The following is a 19147-nucleotide window of genomic DNA, read 5'->3' on the forward strand; positions in this document are numbered from 1 at the left end:
ATGCCTGGCGACAACGTGTCGATCACTGTGAAGCTGATCAACCCCATCGCCATGGAAGAAGGTCTGCGTTTCGCCATTCGTGAAGGTGGCAAGACTGTGGGCGCCGGCGTGGTTGCGACCATCATCGAGTAATTGTCTCGGAGGGGTATAGCTCAATTGGCAGAGCGTCGGTCTCCAAAACCGAAGGTTGTAGGTTCGATTCCTACTGCCCCTGCCACCTGAAGGTGGCATCAAAAGCCCGTCAAGCCCTGACGGGCTTCTGTGTCTCAGGACACGCAACAAATTTGAAGCGGAATCCAGCCCATCATGGCAACTTCACAGGTTGAAACTGTCAACACAGGGGCCGACAAGGCCAAGCTCGTGGCAGCAGGCGCATTGGTGCTTGCGGCCTTGGTGGCGTTCTATCTGCTGACTCAACAGGGCGCGTTGGCGCAGTGGGCTGCACTGATTGTGGGTTTGGTCGCTGCAGGTGCTGTGTTCCTGACCTCGGAGTCGGGCCGCCAGTTGGTTGCATTCGGCCGAGAGGCTGTGCGTGAAGTGCGCAAGGTTGTCTGGCCTACCCGCAAAGAGGCCATTCAGATTACTGCGTATGTTTTTGGCTTTGTCGTGATCATGGCTTTGTTCTTGTGGTTCACCGACAAGACCCTTGAGTGGTTGTTCTACGACTTGATTCTGGGGTGGAAACGATAATGACTGACGCTGTTGACAACTCGGTGGCCCCGGTGGCTGCCACCCCCACCAATCCCGATCTGCGTTGGTATGTTGTCCATGCCTATTCGGGTATGGAAAAGGCGGTTGAACGCAACATCACAGAGCGTATCAACCGTGCTGGTATGCAGCACAAGTTTGGGCGCATTCTCGTTCCGACCGAAGAAGTGGTTGAAATGAAGAATGGCCAGCGCAAAACCACTGAGCGCCGCTTTTTCCCTGGCTACGTGCTGGTCGAGATGGTGATGGACGATGAGTCCTGGCATTTGGTGAAGCACACCAACAAGGTGACTGGCTTTGTGGGTGGGGCCAAGAACCGTCCTGCTCCAATCTCTGAAGAAGAAGTTCAGAAGATCGTCAGCCAGATGCAAGAAGGCACGGACAAGCCACGCCACAAGGTTGAGTTTGTGGTTGGCGAACTGGTTCGTGTCAAGGAAGGTCCTTTCACCGACTTCAATGGCTCGGTGGAAGAAGTGAACTATGAAAAGAGCAAGGTTCGTGTGTCTGTGACCATCTTTGGTCGTGCCACGCCTGTTGAGCTCGAGTTCACGCAGGTCGAAAAGACCTGAGTTTCTCCGGCTTGCCGGTTGTTGTGCCACCCGACTCGGCACAACGTCAAATTCAGAGTCGTTAACCCCGGGAAGCCATGTGCTGGTTGCTTGACCTGCATGGCGTTTGACCCGCAAGGAGTAAAGCATGGCGAAGAAAATCGTCGGTTTTGTGAAGCTGCAAGTGCCAGCTGGCAAGGCCAACCCGTCCCCACCGATCGGCCCGGCACTGGGTCAACGCGGCCTGAACATCATGGAGTTCTGCAAGGCGTTCAACGCTCAGACTCAAGGTGTTGAGCCAGGTCTGCCGCTGCCCGTGGTCATCACCGCGTTCGCTGACAAGAGCTTCACCTTCATCATCAAGACGCCGCCTGCGACGACTTTGATCAAGAAGGCCATCAAGCTGGACAAGGGCTCTGCTCGTCCGCACAGCGACAAGGTTGGCAAGATCACTCGCGCTCAGCTCGAAGAAATCGCCAAGACCAAGATGAAGGACATGAACGCAGCCAGCGTTGATGCCGCAATTCGTACCATCGCTGGTTCCGCACGCTCCATGGGCGTGACGGTGGAGGGTCTGTGATGACTAAGCTCACCAAAAAAGCAAAAGCCCTGCAAGGCAAGGTTGACAGCAACAAGCTGTACGCGCTGAACGATGCCATCACCCTGGTGAAAGAGCATGCTACCGCCAAGTTCGATGAGTCCATCGACGTGGCTGTGCAGCTTGGCATTGACGCCAAGAAGTCGGATCAAGTCGTTCGTGGCGCCGTGGTGCTGCCCAACGGTACCGGCAAGACCAAGCGTGTGGCTGTGTTCGCCCAAGGTGCCAAGGCTGAAGAAGCCAAGGCCGCGGGCGCTGACGTGGTTGGCATGGACGACCTGGCTGCCCAGGTGAAGGCTGGTGACATGCCCTTCGATATCGTGATTGCTGCCCCCGATGCCATGCGCATCGTCGGTACCCTGGGTCAGATCCTGGGCCCGCGCGGTTTGATGCCTAACCCCAAGGTGGGTACCGTGACCCCCGACGTTGCCACCGCTGTGCGCAACGCCAAGGCTGGTCAGGTGCAATTCCGCGTCGACAAGGCCGGTATCGTTCACTCCACCATCGGCCGTCGTTCGTTCGACACCGACAAGCTCCAGGGCAACCTGGCTGCTCTCGTGGATGCACTGAACAAGGCCAAGCCAGCGACCAGCAAGGGTGTTTACCTGCGCAAGGTTGCCGTGTCGTCGACCATGGGCGTGGGCGTTCGCGTCGACACCCAAACCATCGCAGCCTGATCGCTTCGAGCAAGAAATCGTCAGGGGACGTCAGTCCTCTGGTGTGGTGGGCCTGAGGTCTTGAAAGAGATCGCAGGGCCATCCAAGACCGCTGGTGTGGGGGCTGAAAGGCCATCACTTAATACCCGAGGGGCCAGCGCAGATGGCGATCCCGCTGCAGATGGAAATTTTCCAAAACAGTTGGTCGCTGCACTAAGGCGCGTCGAAGGAGTGATCCTGAGACGCATTTTGAAGGAGTAGACCTTGAGTCTGAATCGCAGTGAGAAAGAAGCGGTCATTTCCGAAGTGACCAGCCTCGCCGCTAAAGCTCAAACGCTCGTGATCGCGGAATACCGTGGCATCACGGTCGCTGACATGACCAAACTGCGCGTTGATGCTCGCAGCAAGGGCGTGAGCCTGAGTGTTCTGAAGAACACCCTGGCCCGTCGTGCTGTGGCTGGCAGCCAGTTTGACGTTGTCGCCGACCAGATGACCGGTCCGCTGATCTATGGCTTCTCCGAAGACGCTGTGGCTGCCGCTAAGGTGGTGGCCGATTTCGCGAAGACCAACGACAAGTTGGTGATTCGCGGCGGCGCTTTCGCAGGTAAAGCCCTGGATGTGAACGGCGTTAAGCAACTGGCCAACATTCCGTCGAAGGAAGTGTTGCTGGCCCAGTTGTGTGGCTTGCTGATGTCCCCGATCTCCCGCACCGCCGTGGTGCTGGGTGCTTTGGCGGCCAAAAAAGGCGAAGGCGCAACCGAAGAAGCTGCTGTGGCTGCTTGAGCCCACAGCAACCTTGAACCAATTGTTAGGAATTTAAAAATGGCATTCGATAAAGACGCATTTCTGACCGCTCTCGACAGCATGACGGTCCTCGAACTCAACGACCTGGTCAAGGCCATCGAAGAGAAGTTTGGCGTGAGCGCTGCCGCGATGGCCGCTCCTGCTGCTGGTGGCGGCGCTGCTGCTGCTGTCGTTGAAGAGAAGACCGAATTCAACGTCGTTCTGCTCGAAGCTGGCGCCAACAAGGTGTCCGTCATCAAGGCCGTGCGTGAAATCACCGGCCTGGGTCTGAAGGAAGCCAAGGACCTGGTCGACGGCGCTCCCAAGGCCGTCAAGGAAGGCATTGCCAAGGCCGACGCCGAAGCTGCCAAGAAGAAGCTGGAAGAAGCTGGCGCCAAGGTCGAACTCAAGTAATTGGGTCTCGCTCAGAGGCTGGAGTGCTCACAAAGGGCCTCCAGCCTTTGGTGCTTATTGGATGCGTCTCACAGAGCGCACCCAAAAGCTGCAGACTGGCAGCTTTTGAGTGTCTTCTGACCCCGACAGCAGAAGATGCCTTGGTCCGGGTGATGTGCAATGCATCGCCGTCAGCCATGGTTGGTAGTGGCCAACCGCCAAGCCCGCACGTGTGTGCCCAGCGTGCACCACCGTCCCGCGGGTCCAGTCGTCGAAGACCCAGGACTCATGTCTTTGCCCGGAGATTTCATGGCCTATTCATACACCGAACGCAAGCGAATCCGCAAAAGTTTCGGCAGCCGCGACAGCGTGCTCGAAGTGCCTTACCTGCTGCAGATGCAGAAGGATGCCTACACTGCATTCCTGCAAGCAGATGTTGCCCCCCAGAAACGCACCAACGAAGGTCTGCAGGCCGCTTTTCAGGCTGCCTTCCCCATCGTCTCGCACAACGGTTTCGTGGAGATGAAGTTTGTCGAGTACAACCTCGCCAAACCCGCGTTCGATGTTCGTGAATGCCAAACCCGTGGTTTGACCTTCGCATCGGCTGTGCGCGCCAAAGTTCAGTTGATCATTTACGACCGCGAATCTTCCAGCGCCCAGTCCAAGGTGGTCAAGGAAGTGAAGGAGCAAGAGGTCTACATGGGCGAAGTGCCCCTGATGACCGACAAGGGCTCGTTCATCATCAACGGCACTGAGCGCGTGATCGTGTCTCAGTTGCACCGTTCGCCTGGTGTGTTCTTCGAGCACGACAAGGGCAAGACCCACAGTTCGGGCAAGTTGCTGTTCTCGGCCCGCGTGATTCCTTACCGCGGCTCCTGGCTCGACTTCGAATTCGATCCCAAGGACCTGCTGTACTTCCGCGTGGACCGCCGTCGCAAGATGCCGGTCACGACTCTGCTCAAGGCCATCGGCCTGAACCCTGAGTCGATCCTGGCCAACTTCTTTGTCAACGACAACTTCCGCCTGATGGACAGCGGTGCACAGATGGAATTCGTGCCCGAGCGCCTGCGCGGCGAGGTGGCTCGTTTTGACATCACCGACAAGTCCGGCAAGGTGGTGGTGGCCAAGGACAAGCGCATCACGGCGCGCCACACCCGTGAGCTCGAGCAATCGGGCACCACCCATGTCAGCGTGCCTGAAGACTTCCTGATCGGCCGCGTTGTGGCTCGCAACATCGTGGACGGCGACACTGGCGAAATTCTGGCCAAGGCCAACGATGAGCTGACCGAAGCGCTGCTGAAGAAGCTGCGCAGCGCCGGCATCCTCGATCTGCAGTGCATCTACACGAATGAACTGGACCAAGGTCCGTACATCTCGCAGACCCTGCGCACGGACGAAACCAACGACGAGTTCGCTGCCCGTGTGGCCATCTACCGCATGATGCGCCCAGGCGAGCCGCCTACCGAAGACGCTGTGCAGGCTCTGTTCCAGCGCCTGTTCTACAACCCCGACACCTACGATCTGTCGCGCGTCGGGCGCATGAAGTTCAACGCCAAGATCGGTCGCGAAGAGTCGACGGGTCCGATGGTGCTGACCAACGAAGACATCCTGGCTGTGGTCAAGATCCTGGTGGATCTGCGCAACGGCAATGGCGAAGTCGACGACATCGACCACTTGGGCAACCGTCGCGTGCGTTGCGTGGGTGAACTGGCTGAGAACCAATACCGCACAGGTCTGGCTCGCATCGAAAAGGCCGTGAAGGAACGTCTGGGTCAGGCTGAGCAAGAGCCGCTGATGCCGCACGACCTGATCAACTCCAAGCCGATTTCCGCGGCTCTCAAGGAGTTCTTCGGTGCCTCGCAGCTGTCGCAGTTCATGGACCAGACCAACCCGCTGGCCGAAATCACCCACAAGCGCCGTGTGTCGGCCCTTGGCCCGGGTGGCTTGACCCGCGAACGCGCCGGCTTCGAAGTGCGTGACGTGCACGTGACCCACTACGGTCGCGTCTGCCCGATTGAAACGCCTGAAGGTCCGAACATCGGTCTGATCAACTCCCTGGCGCTGTACGCCCGCCTCAACGAGTACGGTTTCATCGAAACCCCGTACCGTCGCGTGGTGGACGGCAAGGTGACCGACCAGATCGATTACCTGTCGGCCATCGAAGAAGGCAAGTACGTGATCGCCCAGGCCAATGCCACTCTGGACGCCGAAGGCCGTCTGACGGGTGACCTGGTGTCGGCCCGTGAAAAGGGTGAATCGACCTTGCTGAGCGCCGAGCGCGTGCAGTACATGGACGTGTCGCCCGCCCAGATCGTGTCGGTCGCTGCCTCGCTGGTTCCGTTCCTCGAGCACGATGATGCGAACCGCGCTTTGATGGGTGCCAACATGTCGCGTCAGGCCGTGCCGGTGCTGCGTCCCGAGAAGCCCATGGTGGGGACCGGGATCGAGCGCGTGGCAGCTGTCGACTCGGGCACCGTGGTCACTGCCACCCGTGGTGGCGTGGTGGATTACGTCGACGCTACCCGCATTGTGGTGCGTGTGAACGACGACGAAGCCGTGGCCGGTGAAGTGGGTGTGGACATCTACAACCTCATCAAGTATCAGCGTTCCAACCAGAACACCAACATCCACCAGCGTCCGATCGTCAAGCGTGGCGACAAGCTGGCCAAGGGTGACGTGATTGCTGACGGTGCCTCGACCGACCTGGGTGAAATTGCCATCGGCCAGAACATGCTGATCGCCTTCATGCCCTGGAACGGCTACAACTTCGAAGACTCGATCCTGATCTCCGAACGCGTGGTGGCCGACGACCGCTACACCTCGATCCACATCGAGGAACTGGTGGTGATGGCCCGTGACACCAAGCTGGGCGCTGAAGAAATCACCCGTGACATCCCGAACCTGTCTGAACAGCAGCTGAACCGCCTCGACGAGTCGGGCATCATCTACGTCGGCGCCGAAGTGCAACCCGGCGACGTGCTGGTGGGCAAGGTCACCCCCAAGGGTGAAACCACGCTGACGCCTGAAGAGAAGCTGCTGCGTGCCATCTTCGGTGAGAAGGCTTCCGACGTGAAGGACACTTCGCTGCGTGTGGATCAGGGCTCGCAAGGCACCGTGATCGACGTGCAGGTGTTCACCCGTGAAGGCATCACCCGCGACAAGCGTGCCCAGCAGATCATTGACGATGAACTCAAGCGCTTCCGCCTTGACCTGAACGACCAGTTGCGCATCGTTGAGGCCGACGCTTTCGACCGTATCGAAAAACTGCTCACCGGCCGCGTTGCCAATGGCGGCCCGCAAAAGCTGGCCAAGGGCACCAAGCTCGACAAGGCTTACCTGAGCTCGGTCGAGAAGTTCCACTGGTTCGATATCCGTCCGGCTGAAGACGAAGTCGCCACCCAGCTCGAATCCATCAAGAATTCGCTGGAGCAGACCCGTCACAGCTTCGACCTGGCTTTTGAAGAAAAGCGCAAGAAGTTGACCCAGGGCGACGAACTGCCTGCTGGCGTGCTGAAGATGGTCAAGGTGTACCTGGCCGTCAAGCGTCGTCTGCAGCCGGGTGACAAGATGGCCGGCCGTCACGGTAACAAGGGTGTGGTGTCCAAGATCGTTCCGGTCGAAGACATGCCCTACATGGCCGACGGCACCCCTGCCGACATCGTTCTGAACCCGCTGGGTGTGCCTTCGCGGATGAACGTGGGTCAGGTGCTTGAAGTCCACTTGGGCTGGGCCGGCAAGGGCATTGGCCAGCGCATCGGCAACATGCTGCAGGCTGAAAGCCGTCTGGCTGAACTGCGCAAGTTCTTCGAAGAGCTGTACAACGCACATGGCCGCAAGGAAGACCTGTCCCAACTGAGCGACCAAGACGTCATCGAGATGGCCGAGAACCTCAAGACTGGCGTGCCTTTCGCCAGCCCGGTGTTCGACGGTGCCGCCGAAGAGGACATCCGCGCCATGCTGAAACTGGCCTACCCGGACGACATCGCTGCCACCAAGGGCCTGACCGCTGCACGCACCCAGGCCAACCTGATCGACGGCCGCACAGGTGAACCGTTCGAGCGTCCGACCACCATCGGCTACATGCACTTCTTGAAGCTGCACCACTTGGTCGACGACAAGATGCACGCCCGTTCCACCGGCCCGTACTCCCTGGTCACGCAGCAACCGTTGGGCGGCAAGGCCCAGTTCGGTGGTCAGCGTTTCGGGGAAATGGAAGTGTGGGCGCTGGAAGCTTACGGCGCCGCCTACGTTCTGCAGGAAATGCTCACCGTCAAGTCCGATGACGTGCAAGGTCGTACCAAGGTGTACGAAAGCATCGTCAAGGGCGAACACGCCATCGAAGCCGGCATGCCGGAGTCGTTCAATGTGCTGGTCAAGGAAATCCGTTCCCTGGGCCTGGACATCGAACTCGAACGTTCTTAATTTGAAAAGGAAAGAGTCACATGAAATCGCTACTCGACCTGTTCAAGCAATTCACGCCCGATGAGCATTTCGATGCCATCCGCATCGGCATGGCTTCGCCTGAGAAGATCCGTTCCTGGTCTTTCGGTGAGGTGAAAAAGCCAGAAACCATCAACTACCGCACCTTCAAGCCCGAGCGTGATGGCCTGTTTTGCGCCAAGATCTTCGGCCCCATCAAGGACTACGAGTGCCTGTGCGGCAAGTACAAGCGCCTCAAGCACCGTGGCGTGATCTGCGAAAAGTGCGGCGTTGAAGTCACCCAGACCAAGGTGCGTCGTGAACGCATGGGTCACATCGACCTGGCCGCGCCTTGCGCCCACATCTGGTTCCTGAAGTCGCTGCCATCGCGTCTGGGCCTGGTGCTCGACATGACGCTGCGTGACATCGAACGCGTGTTGTACTTCGAAGCCTACGTGGTGACCGACCCCGGCATGACCCCGCTGAAGAAGTTCAGCATCATGTCCGAGGACGACTACGACGCCAAGCGCAAGGAATACGGCGATGAATTCATCGCCAAGATGGGCGCCGAAGGCATCAAGGATCTGCTGGAGGCGATTGACATCGACACCGAGATCGAACGCCTGCGCGGCGACCTGACCGGCTCTGAAGTCAAGGTCAAGAAGAACGCCAAGCGCCTCAAGGTGCTCGAAGCCTTCAAGAAGTCGGGCATCAAGCCCGAGTGGATGGTGCTCGAAGTGCTGCCCGTGTTGCCGCCGGACCTGCGTCCGCTGGTGCCGCTGGATGGTGGCCGTTTCGCCACCTCCGACCTGAACGACCTGTACCGCCGCGTCATCAACCGCAACAGCCGTCTGCGTCGCCTGCTGGAGCTGAAGGCCCCTGAAATCATCGCCCGCAACGAAAAGCGGATGTTGCAGGAAGCCGTCGACTCGCTGCTCGACAACGGCCGCCGTGGCAAGGCCATGACCGGTGCCAACAAGCGTGCTCTCAAGTCGCTGGCCGACATGATCAAGGGCAAGAGCGGTCGTTTCCGTCAGAACTTGCTGGGCAAGCGCGTCGACTACTCGGGTCGTTCGGTCATTACCGTGGGCCCGACCCTGAAGTTGCACCAGTGCGGTCTGCCCAAGCTGATGGCGCTGGAACTGTTCAAGCCTTTCATCTTCTCGCGCCTCGAGGCGATGGGCATTGCCACCACCATCAAGGCAGCCAAGAAGGAAGTTGAATCCGGCACGCCGGTGGTTTGGGACATCCTTGAAGAAGTCATCAAGGAACACCCGATCATGCTCAACCGTGCGCCTACGCTGCACCGTCTGGGCATCCAGGCCTTCGAACCCATCCTGATCGAAGGCAAGGCCATTCAACTGCACCCGCTGGTCTGCGCGGCCTTCAACGCCGACTTTGACGGTGACCAGATGGCTGTCCACGTCCCGCTGTCGGTGGAAGCCCAGATGGAAGCCCGCACGCTGATGCTGGCCTCCAACAACGTGCTGTTCCCCGCCTCGGGCGAACCCTCGATCGTGCCCTCGCAAGACGTGGTGCTGGGTCTGTACTACACGACCCGTGACCGCATCAACGCCAAGGGCGAAGGCCTGGTGTTCTCCGATGTGCCCGAAGTGCAACGTGCCTTCGATGCAGGCCAGGTCGAGCTGACCGCCCGCGTCACCGTGCGTATCACCGAGTGGAACAAGGACAAGGCCACCGGCGAATTCGTGCCTGACACCAAGCTGGTCGAGACCACTGCTGGCCGCGCACTGCTGTCCGAGATCCTGCCCAAGGGCCTGCCTTTTGCCAACATCAACAAGGCGCTCAAGAAGAAGGAAATCTCGAAGCTGATCAACGTCTCCTTCCGCAAGTGCGGTCTGAAGGAAACCGTGGTCTTCGCCGACAAGCTGCTGCAAAACGGTTTCCGTCTGGCCACCCGCGCCGGCATCTCGATCTGCATCGACGACATGCTGGTGCCACCAGAGAAGCAAGGCATCATCGAGCGCTCCGAGCGCGAGGTGAAGGAGATCGAACAGCAGTACGTCTCCGGTCTGGTGACCGCTGGTGAACGCTACAACAAGGTGGTGGACATCTGGGGCAAGTCGGGTGACGAAGTCTCCAAGGTCATGATGGCCCAGTTGGCCAAGCAAAGGACCATTGACCGTCACGGCAAGGAAGTCGATCAGGAATCGTTCAACTCGATTTACATGATGGCTGACTCCGGCGCCCGTGGTTCTGCCGCCCAGATCCGTCAGCTCGCAGGGATGCGGGGTCTGATGGCCAAGCCTGACGGCTCCATCATCGAGACCCCCATCACGGCGAACTTCCGTGAAGGTCTGAACGTGTTGCAGTACTTCATCTCCACCCACGGTGCCCGTAAGGGTCTGGCGGATACGGCGCTGAAGACGGCTAACTCGGGTTACCTGACCCGTCGACTGGTCGACGTGACGCAGGATCTGGTGGTCACCGAAGACGACTGCGGCACCACCAATGGTTCGCTGATGCGCGCCATCGTCGAAGGCGGTGAAGTCATCGAATCGCTGCGTGACCGTATCCTGGGTCGCACCGCTGCTGAAGACGTGCTGCACCCGGAAACCCGCGCTGTGCTGGCGGTGGCTGGCAGCATGCTGGACGAAGACCTGATCGAAGACCTCGAAGCCGCTGGCGTCGACGAAGTGAAGGTTCGCACCGCCCTGATCTGCGAAACCCGCTACGGTCTGTGCGCCAGGTGCTATGGCCGCGACTTGGGCCGTGGCGGCCTGATCAACCTCGGCGAAGCCGTGGGTGTGATTGCTGCCCAGTCCATCGGTGAGCCGGGTACCCAGCTGACCATGCGTACCTTCCACATCGGTGGCGCCGCTTCGCGTGCTGCCATCGCCTCCAGCGTGGAAGCCAAGTCCAACGGCATCATCGGCTTCAATGCCACGATGCGCTACGTGAGCAACACCAAGGGTGAACTGGTGGTGATTGCACGTTCGGGTGAAATCATCATCCAGGACGAGCATGGCCGCGAGCGTGAACGCCACAAGGTGCCTTACGGCGCGACCCTGACGGTGAAGGCCGACCAGACCATCAAGGCTGGCACCATCCTTGCCAATTGGGATCCGCTGACCCGCCCGATCATCACCGAGTTCGCCGGTCAGGTGAAATTCGAGAACGTCGAAGAGGGTCTGACCGTTGCCAAGCAGGTCGACGAAGTGACCGGTCTGTCCACCCTGGTGGTGATCGATCCCAAGCGTCGTGGCTCGGCCAAGGTGGTGCGTCCGCAGGTCAAGCTGATTGATGCCCAAGGCCAGGAAGTCAAGATCCCGGGCACCGACCACTCGGTGACCATCGGCTTCCAGGTCGGCGCGCTGATCCAGGTGCGCGACGGCCAGGACGTGGGTCCTGGCGAGGTGCTGGCCCGTATCCCAATCGAAGGTCAGAAGACCCGCGACATTACCGGCGGTCTGCCGCGTGTGGCCGAACTCTTCGAAGCCCGTACCCCCAAGGACAAGGGCACCCTGGCCGAAATGACCGGTACCGTGTCGTTCGGCAAGGAAACCAAGGGCAAGGTCCGTCTGCAGATCACCGATCCGGAAGGCCGTGTGTTCGAAGAGCTCGTGCCCAAGGAAAAGAACATCCTGGTGCACGAAGGCCAGGTGGTCAACAAGGGCGAATCGATTGTGGACGGCCCGGCCGACCCGCAAGACATCCTGCGCCTGCTGGGCATGGAAGAGCTGGCCCGCTACATCGTCGACGAAGTGCAGGACGTGTACCGCTTGCAAGGCGTGAAGATCAACGACAAGCACATTGAAGTGATCGTTCGCCAGATGCTGCGTCGTGTGGTCGTCGAGAACACTGGCGAGTCGAACTACATCGCCGGCGAGCAAGTCGAGCGCTCGGAAATCCTCAACACCAATGAGGCCCTGCAGCGCGACAACAAGGTGCCTGCCACCTACAGCAACCTGTTGCTGGGGATCACCAAGGCCTCGCTGTCGACCGACTCCTTCATCTCGGCCGCGTCGTTCCAGGAAACGACCCGCGTGCTCACCGAGGCTGCCATCATGGGCAAGCGCGACGAGCTGCGTGGCCTGAAGGAAAACGTCATCGTGGGTCGCCTGATCCCGGCCGGTACCGGTTTGGCTTACCACCAGGCTCGCAAGGCCAAGGACGCCATGGACGAAGCCGAGCGCCGCTCCATTGCAGAAGCCGAAGCCGCTGATCTGGCTGCCAGCCAGGACGCCAGCGCCGAAGCCGAGGGTGCTGCCTCGGAGTAATCACGCTCTTTGACGCGTGAGCGATCAGCGCCCCAGCCCCATTCAACGATGGGACTGGGGCGTTTTTCATCTGACACTAGCCTTTGGAATGCGTGGAGCCTGCCATGTCCTTGGAAGGGTTGCTTGACCTGCCGATCGGGGTCTGGATCACGGTTGCCGTGCTCCTGTTCTGGGCCGTCGGTGCCTACAACCGCCTGGTGCGCCTGCGTGTGGCCGCCGTTCAGGCATTCAGTTTGCTTGAGTCGCAGTGGCTCAAGCACCTGGCATGGATCGAAGTGCAATGGCTGCACAGCCCCCAAGATGCGCCGGCCCCCGCAGCGGCCGCCGACGCCGCCGAACAGGGGCGGCCCGATTTGCACATCCTCCAGCCAGCCGTGGCCCAGTTTCGCGCCTGCCTGCAGGCGGCCAAGCTCGGTCCCCTGAACTCTGAGCCGCTGGGCTCACTGTCATCCGCCTGGACCGTCTTTCGCATGGCGATCCGACAGGTGCTGGCCGATGACGACGCTGGCGTGCCGCGCCTGCCCCAGGTGCTGAGTGCCCACTGGGAACAGATGCTGCTTCAGGATCAGGCCGCCGTGGATGTTTTCAACGAAGCGGTGCAACGGTACAACCAAGCCATCCGCCAGTTTCCGGCGATATTGCTGGCCTGGGTTTTTGCCTACAGGGCAGCACGGTCTTTATGACAAGCAACTACAAAAAAATTGATTTGAATGCCAGCCTGAAGTCAGGCGACTACAGCGGCTCCGTCCCTCTGTGGCAGCAGCTGCAGGCCGTCGCCGTGGCCTTGGCCGAGGTTCGCTCAGGCGCCTCGGCCACCACGGCCATCGAGGCGGTGCCAGCCGAGTTGCGTCCGGGCGTGCAGGCGCTGCTGTTCCATGTGCTGCGCTGGCTGGGCCAGGCTGAAGCCTTGCGACGCAAGCTCGCCCCGCGAAACCCCCCGGCGCTGGCCGATGCCCTGTTGTGCACGGCGCTGGCCTTGGGCTGGCGCGAGCAGGACGCCCCCTACGAAATGTTCACGCTGGTCGATCAGGCCGTCGAGGCGGCCAAGCGCCTGCCGGCCATTCGGCCCCAATCGTCCTTCATCAATGCCTGCCTGCGCCGATTCCTGCGTGAGCGCGATGCCTTGGTCGAGGCCACAGCCCGCGAACCGATGGCGCAATGGAACCATCCACGATGGTGGATCGACCGCCTGCGTCAGGATCACCCCCGTCACTGGCAGGAGATCCTGCGCACCAATGCCACCCAGGCGCCCATGACCTTGCGCGTCAACCAGCGGCATACCACTGTGTCGGCCTACCTGCAGCGCCTGGCCACCGCAGGCATTGCGGCCGAGGCCCTGGGCGGCCCCGCCGTCATGCTGGAGCAGGCCCGCCCTGTGACCGAGGTGCCCGGTTTCGATGCGGGTGATGTGTCGGTGCAGGATGCCGGGGCCCAACTGGCGGCTCCCTTGCTGCTGGACGGCTTGGCACCCGCTCACGCGGGGCAGCGCCTGCGTCTGCTGGATGCCTGTGCCGCCCCAGGCGGCAAGACGGCGCACCTGCTCGAGCTGGCCGACTGTGACGTCACGGCCCTGGACATCGACGCCCGTCGCTGTGAGCGCATCCACCAGAACCTGTCGCGCCTGGGCCTGCATGCCCGCGTGGTCGCCGCTGACGCACGCGATCCTGAACTCTGGTGGCCGGAAAACGGCCAGAAACTGCCATATGACGGCATCTTGCTGGACGCGCCTTGCACCGCGTCGGGCATTGTGCGACGTCATCCCGATGTGCGTTGGCTGCGCCGCGAAAGCGACATCGGCCAACTCGCCATCATCCAGGCCGCCTTGTTGTCCTTGCTGTGGCCACTGGTTCGCCCCGGTGGCCGCCTGCTTTATTGCACCTGCTCCGTCTTCCGTGCCGAGGGCGAATTGCAGATTCAAACGTTTCTTGCACACAACACCGACGCCGCTTTAAGCCCATCCCCCGGGCATTTAATTCCCCGCACGGCGCGTAAGGGGGATCCCGTCCGGGACAATGGGCTCCGTGACCACGACGGATTTTTCTACGCCTTGCTCGAAAAACGCGCAGATTGACCGGATCGTCTTTCTCGCGGGATGGCTGCTGGCTGCCTTTTTTTGGTGCATTCGGCCGGCTTGGGCCGACACGCCCGAGATCGAAGTCGCTCAAATGCGGCTGGACCGCACCGAAGAGGGGCTTTTCCTGTCGGCCAACGTGCGTTTTGACCTGCCCCAGTTGGTCGCCGATGCGGCGGCCAAAGGCATCCCGCTGTACTTCGTGGCCGAAGCCGAAGTGCTGCGGGATCGCTGGTACTGGTATGACCAGCGCGTCGTCGGCGTGGCCCGGTACATGCGCCTGGCCTACCAGCCCCTGACGCGCCGCTGGCGCCTGCAGATGGCGCCCACCCCGATTTCCAATTCTGGCCTGGGTGTGAGCCTGGGCCAGAGCTTCGAAGACCTGGACGAGGCGCTTGGCGCTGTGCAACGCATTTCCCGTTGGCGCATCGCCGATGCGGCCGCCCTCGACAACGATGCTCGCCACAGCGTCGACTTCCGTTTCCGCCTCGATGTCTCGCAACTGCCCCGCCCCTTTCAGCTGGGCGTGACCGGTCGGACCGACTGGAACCTGGCCACCAGCCGTCAGCAGCGCCTGCAGACGGAGCCCGCCAAATGAGCCCCGCGCCCAGGCCGGGCCTTGACCGCCACTCGCTGTTCAACACCCGAACTGCCCGTTGGACTGTCGGCATCGGCATTGCCATGATGGTCATCATCGGCATCCTGCTGCTGTTCCTGCTCACCCAGGCGACCAACAACCGGGCTCTGTACGAGCGCAACTACCTGCGCCTGTTCGTGATCAACCTCATCGTGGCGGGCGCCTTGCTGTCCGCCATCCTGTGGATCGCCCTGCGCCTGTATCAGCGGCTGCGGCGCGGGCGCTTCGGCAGCCGGCTGCTGGTCAAGCTGGCTGCCATCTTTGCCCTGGTGGGCTTTGTGCCTGGCGTGCTGATCTATGTCGTGTCCTACCAGTTCGTATCGCGTTCGATCGAAAGCTGGTTTGATGTCAAAGTCGAAGGCGCGCTGGATGCTGGCGTGAGCCTGGGGCGTGCCACGCTCGACACCCTGTCCAACGATCTGGCCAACAAGACCCGGGCCGCGGGCTCCCAGCTCACCGATGTTCCCGATGCCACCGCCGGTCTGGTACTGGAGAAGATCCGGGACCAGTTGGGGGCCAGCGACGTGGTGCTCTGGAGCGCCTCGGGGCAACTGGTGGCCAGCGTGGGGCAGTCGCGCTTCCAGCTCAACCCCGAGCGCCCCTCGGTGCAGAACATCCGCAACGTGCGCAAGCAGCGCGCCGTGGCCCAGATCGAAGGCCTGGACGACCCAGCCAACGATGCCGCCATCAACAATGCCCGCATCCGCGCCATGGCGCTGGTCAACTCCTCCAGCCTGGGTCTGTTGTCCGAATCGCGCTTTCTGCAGGTCTCCGTGCCCTTGCCGCCGACCTTGGTGGCCAATGCACTGGCCGTCCAAGAGGCCTACCGCGAGTACCAGGAGCGTGCCCTGGCCCGATCGGGCCTGCGCCGCATGTACATCGGCACCCTCACGCTGAGCCTGTTTCTGGCGGTGTTTGGTGCCGTGCTGCTCGCCGTGCTGCTGGGCAACCAACTGGCCCGACCCCTGCTGGTGCTGGCCGAAGGCGTGCGCGAAGTGGCGGCCGGCAACCTCAGCCCCAAGGCCGTGTTGCAAGGCCGCGACGAGTTGGGCGGGCTTACCCGTTCGTTTGCCGACATGACCCAGCAATTGGCCGATGCCCGTGCCACGGTTGAAAAAAGCATGCGGCAGGTCAGCACCGCCCGGGCCAATCTGCAGACCATCCTGGACAACCTCACGGCTGGGGTGATCGTGCTGGACGCACAAGGGCAGGTCCAGTCTTCCAACCCAGGCGCGACCCGCATCCTCAAAGTGCCACTCGCTGCCTACGAAGGTCGCCCGCTGGCCGCCGTGCCCAGCCTGGAAAATTTTGCCCAGCGTGTGCAGAGTCAGTTCGACGCTTTTCTGGGCGAAAACGCCCAGCAGCACGGGCTGGACCACTGGCAGCAATCCTTTGAACTGCCCGACGGGCAAAACGGTGCTGCTGCCGGCATGATCACCTTGGTGGCCCGGGGGGCTGAGATGCCCGGGTCGGCTCGTTTGCTGGTGTTTGACGACATCTCTGAAATCGTTTCGGCCCAGCGTGCCCAGGCCTGGGGCGAGGTGGCGCGCCGCCTGGCCCATGAAATCAAGAACCCGCTGACCCCCATCCAGCTGTCGGCCGAACGCCTCGAAATGAAGCTCAACGGCAAGCTGGCCGCGCCCGAGCAGGCCGTGCTTACCAAATCCGTCAAGACCATCGTGGACCAGGTGGACGGCATGAAGCGCCTGGTCAACGAGTTCCGTGACTACGCCCGCTTGCCCGCCGCCGAGCTCAAGCCCCTGGACCTCAATGCCCTGGTGCAGGACATCCTGCACCTGTATGGCCCTGAGAATGCCTCCGTGCCCGTGCGTGCCGAACTCGATCCGCGCTGCCTGCCTGTGTTGGGTGACGCCCAGCAGCTGCGCCAGGTCATCCACAACCTGTTGCAGAATGCGCAGGACGCTACCGAGGGCGTGCCCGTCGCGGACCGACAGCCGGTTGAGATCCGCACCCGTTGGGGCGAAAGCTCGCGCCGGGTGCGCTTGCTGGTGCGCGATCATGGCACCGGCTTTCCTGACTACATCCTCAAGCGGGCCTTCGAGCCCTATGTCACCACCAAGTCCAAAGGCACTGGCCTGGGACTTGCAGTGGTCAAGAAAATCGCAGACGAGCATGGCGCACGGATCGATCTCTCCAATCACATGAGCGGCGACAACATCGCCGGGGCTCAAGTGTCGCTATCATTCGCCACTGCGCCGGCATCCGCTGCCTGACGCAACATCTTCCCTGGAACCGCTTTCTTTCAATCATGGCAAACATACTGGTGGTCGACGACGAACTGGGCATCCGGGATCTGCTGTCCGAAATCCTCAACGATGAGGGCCACAACGTCGAACTTGCCGAAAACGCTTCGCAAGCCCGCAACGCACGGCAGCGCGATGAGTTCGACCTGGTCCTGCTCGACATCTGGATGCCAGACACCGACGGCGTCAGCCTCCTCAAGGAGTGGGCGGCCGGAGGCCTGTTGTCCATGCCCGTGATCATGATGAGCGGCCACGCCACCATCGACACCGCCGTCGAGGCCACCCGCATCGGGGCTTTCTCCTTTCTCGAAAAGCCCATCACCTTGCAAAAGCTGCTGAAGGCGGTGGAGCAGGGCCTGGCCCGCAACCAGTTGCGCAAGACCGCAGTCCCGGTCGTCAACGCGCCCGAACCCAGAATCGAAGCCCAGGCCCACCCCGTCACCCTGATGGTCGAAGTGCAGACCCAGGCCCAGCAGTTGTTTGATCTGGACAAGCCCCTGCGCGAAGCGCGCGATGGCTTCGAGAAAGCCTATTTCGAATTCCACTTGCTGCAAGAAAACGGCTCCATGACCCGCGTCGCCGAAAAGACCGGGCTTGAGCGCACCCACCTGTACCGCAAGTTGCGCCAGCTCGGCGTCGACCTGTCGCGCAGCAAAAAAAATGCAATTTGAGGGTTTTTCGTTTTTGCCTCAAAAAAGCTTGCTATAATTTATTTCTCAGCAGGCCCGGTAGCTCAGTTGGTAGAGCAGCGGATTGAAAATCCGCGTGTCGATGGTTCGATTCCGTCCCAGGCCACCAGTACACAGTTTGTAGTCGTCCATAGACGTCCGCAAACGCCAAAAAGCCCTAAGTAAATCAACTACTTAGGGCTTTTTTCATTCCAGACTCGTCCGTACTCATCCGCACCAAGCCGGTGATTTTTGGGGGCAAGTTTGGGGGCAACTGCTAGAGTTGGGGGCAACCCCCGTAAAAGTTGCCCCCAATGCCTCTGACAGACACAGCCATACGTAAGGCTCAGCCCGGCCCCAAACCTCAAAAGCTCGCCGACGGCAAGGGCATGTATCTTGAGATCTCGCCTGCGGGTGGGCGCTGGTGGCGGTTGAAGTACCGCATCGCAGGCAAAGAAAAGCGGATCTCCCTGGGTACCTACCCCGAGACAGGTCTTCGCCAGGCACGTGAGAAGGCCGAGGCAGCTCGCGCCATGCTGGCGGAAGGGCTTGACCCCAGTGAGCAGCGAAAGGCGGACAAGGCCCGCTTGGCCGTACAGGTGGCAGCCACCGAACGGGCCGACGCCGGCCTACCCGCCGAAGACAGCTTTGAGCATGTCGCCCGCGAGTGGTTTGCAACGCGCCGCGAGGAATGGGCGCCAAGCTACGGCGACAAGATCATGCGGCGCCTTGAGGTGGACGTGTTCCCCTGGGTCGGTGCCGAGCCCATCGAGTCGATCAAGCCGCCCCAGCTCCTTGCAGTGTTGCGCCGCATTGAATCGCGTGGTGTGGTCGAGACGGCGCACCGGGCACTTGAGAACTGCAGCCAGGTCTTCCGCTACGGCGTGGCCACGGGCCGCATTCAAAGCAACCCGGCGCGCGATCTCAAAGATGCCTTGCGCAAACCCATGGTGAAGCACTTCCCGGCCATCACTGATCCCGCACGCCTCGGCCAATTGCTCCGCGCAATTGACTCCTACAAGGGCACGTATGTCGTCCGGACAGCCCTCTATCTGCTGCCCCGTGTGCTGCTGAGGCCTGGTGACCGGAGTTCGACACGTTTTGCCTCATTTGGCCTGTTTTAGGCACCCTGGCCTATATGAATCAACGGCTTATCTGCTG

At 61.1% G+C, this 19147-nt stretch carries 15 protein-coding genes and 2 tRNA genes; all 17 read left to right on the forward strand.

The features are described 5' to 3' along the window. Positions 1–132, forward strand: a 132-nt coding sequence (locus AC3WUT_RS29875; RefSeq protein ID WP_492350722.1) for an EF-Tu C-terminal domain-related protein, incomplete at its 5' end; no start/stop codon positions are given. Positions 133–141: 9 nt separating this feature from the next. Continuing rightward, positions 142–217: transfer RNA gene (locus AC3WUT_RS29880), tRNA-Trp, on the forward strand. An 89-nt stretch (positions 218–306) separates the two neighbouring features. Further along, the gene (secE, locus tag AC3WUT_RS29885) at positions 307–690 is read left to right on the forward strand and encodes a preprotein translocase subunit SecE (protein WP_027477536.1); all 384 of its coding nucleotides are present in this window, start codon (positions 307–309) and stop codon (positions 688–690) included. Continuing rightward, positions 690–1277 (forward strand): transcription termination/antitermination protein NusG, encoded by a 588-nt coding sequence (nusG, locus tag AC3WUT_RS29890; RefSeq protein WP_492350711.1) that lies wholly within the window; start codon positions 690–692, stop codon positions 1275–1277. Before secE ends, nusG begins: the two co-directional genes overlap by 1 nt. 127 nt (positions 1278–1404) lie before the next feature. Beyond that, on the forward strand, positions 1405–1836 hold the full coding sequence (gene rplK, locus AC3WUT_RS29895) for a 50S ribosomal protein L11 (RefSeq protein WP_019577992.1): 432 nt from the start codon (positions 1405–1407) through the stop codon (positions 1834–1836). Continuing rightward, positions 1836–2531, forward strand: a complete 696-nt coding sequence (gene rplA, locus AC3WUT_RS29900; RefSeq protein ID WP_492350712.1) for a 50S ribosomal protein L1 — start codon at positions 1836–1838, stop codon at positions 2529–2531. Before rplK ends, rplA begins: the two co-directional genes overlap by 1 nt. A gap of 243 nt (positions 2532–2774) precedes the next feature. Further along, positions 2775–3293: a 50S ribosomal protein L10 gene (rplJ, locus tag AC3WUT_RS29905; protein ID WP_027477533.1), complete on the forward strand. Its 519-nt coding sequence runs from the start codon at positions 2775–2777 to the stop codon at positions 3291–3293. A gap of 39 nt (positions 3294–3332) precedes the next feature. Then, positions 3333–3707, forward strand: a complete 375-nt coding sequence (gene rplL, locus AC3WUT_RS29910; protein ID WP_492350713.1) for a 50S ribosomal protein L7/L12 — start codon at positions 3333–3335, stop codon at positions 3705–3707. Positions 3708–3995: 288 nt separating this feature from the next. After that, a complete protein-coding gene (gene rpoB / locus AC3WUT_RS29915; protein ID WP_492350714.1) occupies positions 3996–8108 on the forward strand; it encodes a DNA-directed RNA polymerase subunit beta in 4113 nt (1370 codons plus the stop codon). A 20-nt stretch (positions 8109–8128) separates the two neighbouring features. Further along, a complete protein-coding gene (rpoC, locus tag AC3WUT_RS29920; protein ID WP_492350715.1) occupies positions 8129–12346 on the forward strand; it encodes a DNA-directed RNA polymerase subunit beta' in 4218 nt (1405 codons plus the stop codon). A gap of 104 nt (positions 12347–12450) precedes the next feature. After that, on the forward strand, positions 12451–13029 hold the full coding sequence (locus AC3WUT_RS29925; protein WP_492350716.1) for a LemA family protein: 579 nt from the start codon (positions 12451–12453) through the stop codon (positions 13027–13029). Further along, positions 13026–14417 carry a 16S rRNA (cytosine(967)-C(5))-methyltransferase RsmB gene (rsmB, locus tag AC3WUT_RS29930; protein ID WP_492350717.1) on the forward strand — a complete coding sequence of 464 codons (1392 nt, stop codon included), beginning with the start codon at positions 13026–13028 and terminating at the stop codon, positions 14415–14417. The genes AC3WUT_RS29925 and rsmB overlap by 4 nt, the downstream gene beginning before the upstream one ends. Positions 14418–14511: 94 nt before the next feature. Then, positions 14512–15015: a DUF4390 domain-containing protein gene (locus AC3WUT_RS29935; RefSeq protein WP_492350718.1), complete on the forward strand. Its 504-nt coding sequence runs from the start codon at positions 14512–14514 to the stop codon at positions 15013–15015. Beyond that, positions 15012–17288 carry a sensor histidine kinase gene (locus tag AC3WUT_RS29940; RefSeq protein WP_492350719.1) on the forward strand — a complete coding sequence of 759 codons (2277 nt, stop codon included), beginning with the start codon at positions 15012–15014 and terminating at the stop codon, positions 17286–17288. The genes AC3WUT_RS29935 and AC3WUT_RS29940 overlap by 4 nt, the downstream gene beginning before the upstream one ends. A gap of 35 nt (positions 17289–17323) precedes the next feature. After that, positions 17324–17989, forward strand: a complete 666-nt coding sequence (locus tag AC3WUT_RS29945; RefSeq protein ID WP_492350720.1) for a response regulator — start codon at positions 17324–17326, stop codon at positions 17987–17989. A gap of 51 nt (positions 17990–18040) precedes the next feature. Then, positions 18041–18116 (forward strand) — tRNA-Phe (locus AC3WUT_RS29950). A gap of 184 nt (positions 18117–18300) precedes the next feature. Continuing rightward, the gene (locus tag AC3WUT_RS29955) at positions 18301–19110 is read left to right on the forward strand and encodes a tyrosine-type recombinase/integrase (protein WP_492350721.1); all 810 of its coding nucleotides are present in this window, start codon (positions 18301–18303) and stop codon (positions 19108–19110) included. Positions 19111–19147 lie beyond the last annotated feature (37 nt).

The sequence above is a fragment of the Curvibacter sp. EU05-FHT14A10 genome (assembly GCF_058791075.1).

Coding starts and splice junctions, on each gene's coding strand:
- secE (WP_027477536.1), top strand. CDS start 307: ATGGCAACTTCACAGGTTGAAACTGTCAACACAGGGGCCGACAAGGCC.
- nusG (WP_492350711.1), top strand. CDS start 690: ATGACTGACGCTGTTGACAACTCGGTGGCCCCGGTGGCTGCCACCCCC.
- rplK (WP_019577992.1), top strand. CDS start 1,405: ATGGCGAAGAAAATCGTCGGTTTTGTGAAGCTGCAAGTGCCAGCTGGC.
- rplA (WP_492350712.1), top strand. CDS start 1,836: ATGACTAAGCTCACCAAAAAAGCAAAAGCCCTGCAAGGCAAGGTTGAC.
- rplL (WP_492350713.1), top strand. CDS start 3,333: ATGGCATTCGATAAAGACGCATTTCTGACCGCTCTCGACAGCATGACG.
- rpoB (WP_492350714.1), top strand. CDS start 3,996: ATGGCCTATTCATACACCGAACGCAAGCGAATCCGCAAAAGTTTCGGC.
- rpoC (WP_492350715.1), top strand. CDS start 8,129: ATGAAATCGCTACTCGACCTGTTCAAGCAATTCACGCCCGATGAGCAT.
- AC3WUT_RS29925 (WP_492350716.1), top strand. CDS start 12,451: ATGTCCTTGGAAGGGTTGCTTGACCTGCCGATCGGGGTCTGGATCACG.
- rsmB (WP_492350717.1), top strand. CDS start 13,026: ATGACAAGCAACTACAAAAAAATTGATTTGAATGCCAGCCTGAAGTCA.
- AC3WUT_RS29935 (WP_492350718.1), top strand. CDS start 14,512: ATGCGGCTGGACCGCACCGAAGAGGGGCTTTTCCTGTCGGCCAACGTG.
- AC3WUT_RS29940 (WP_492350719.1), top strand. CDS start 15,012: ATGAGCCCCGCGCCCAGGCCGGGCCTTGACCGCCACTCGCTGTTCAAC.
- AC3WUT_RS29945 (WP_492350720.1), top strand. CDS start 17,324: ATGGCAAACATACTGGTGGTCGACGACGAACTGGGCATCCGGGATCTG.
- AC3WUT_RS29955 (WP_492350721.1), top strand. CDS start 18,301: ATGCCTCTGACAGACACAGCCATACGTAAGGCTCAGCCCGGCCCCAAA.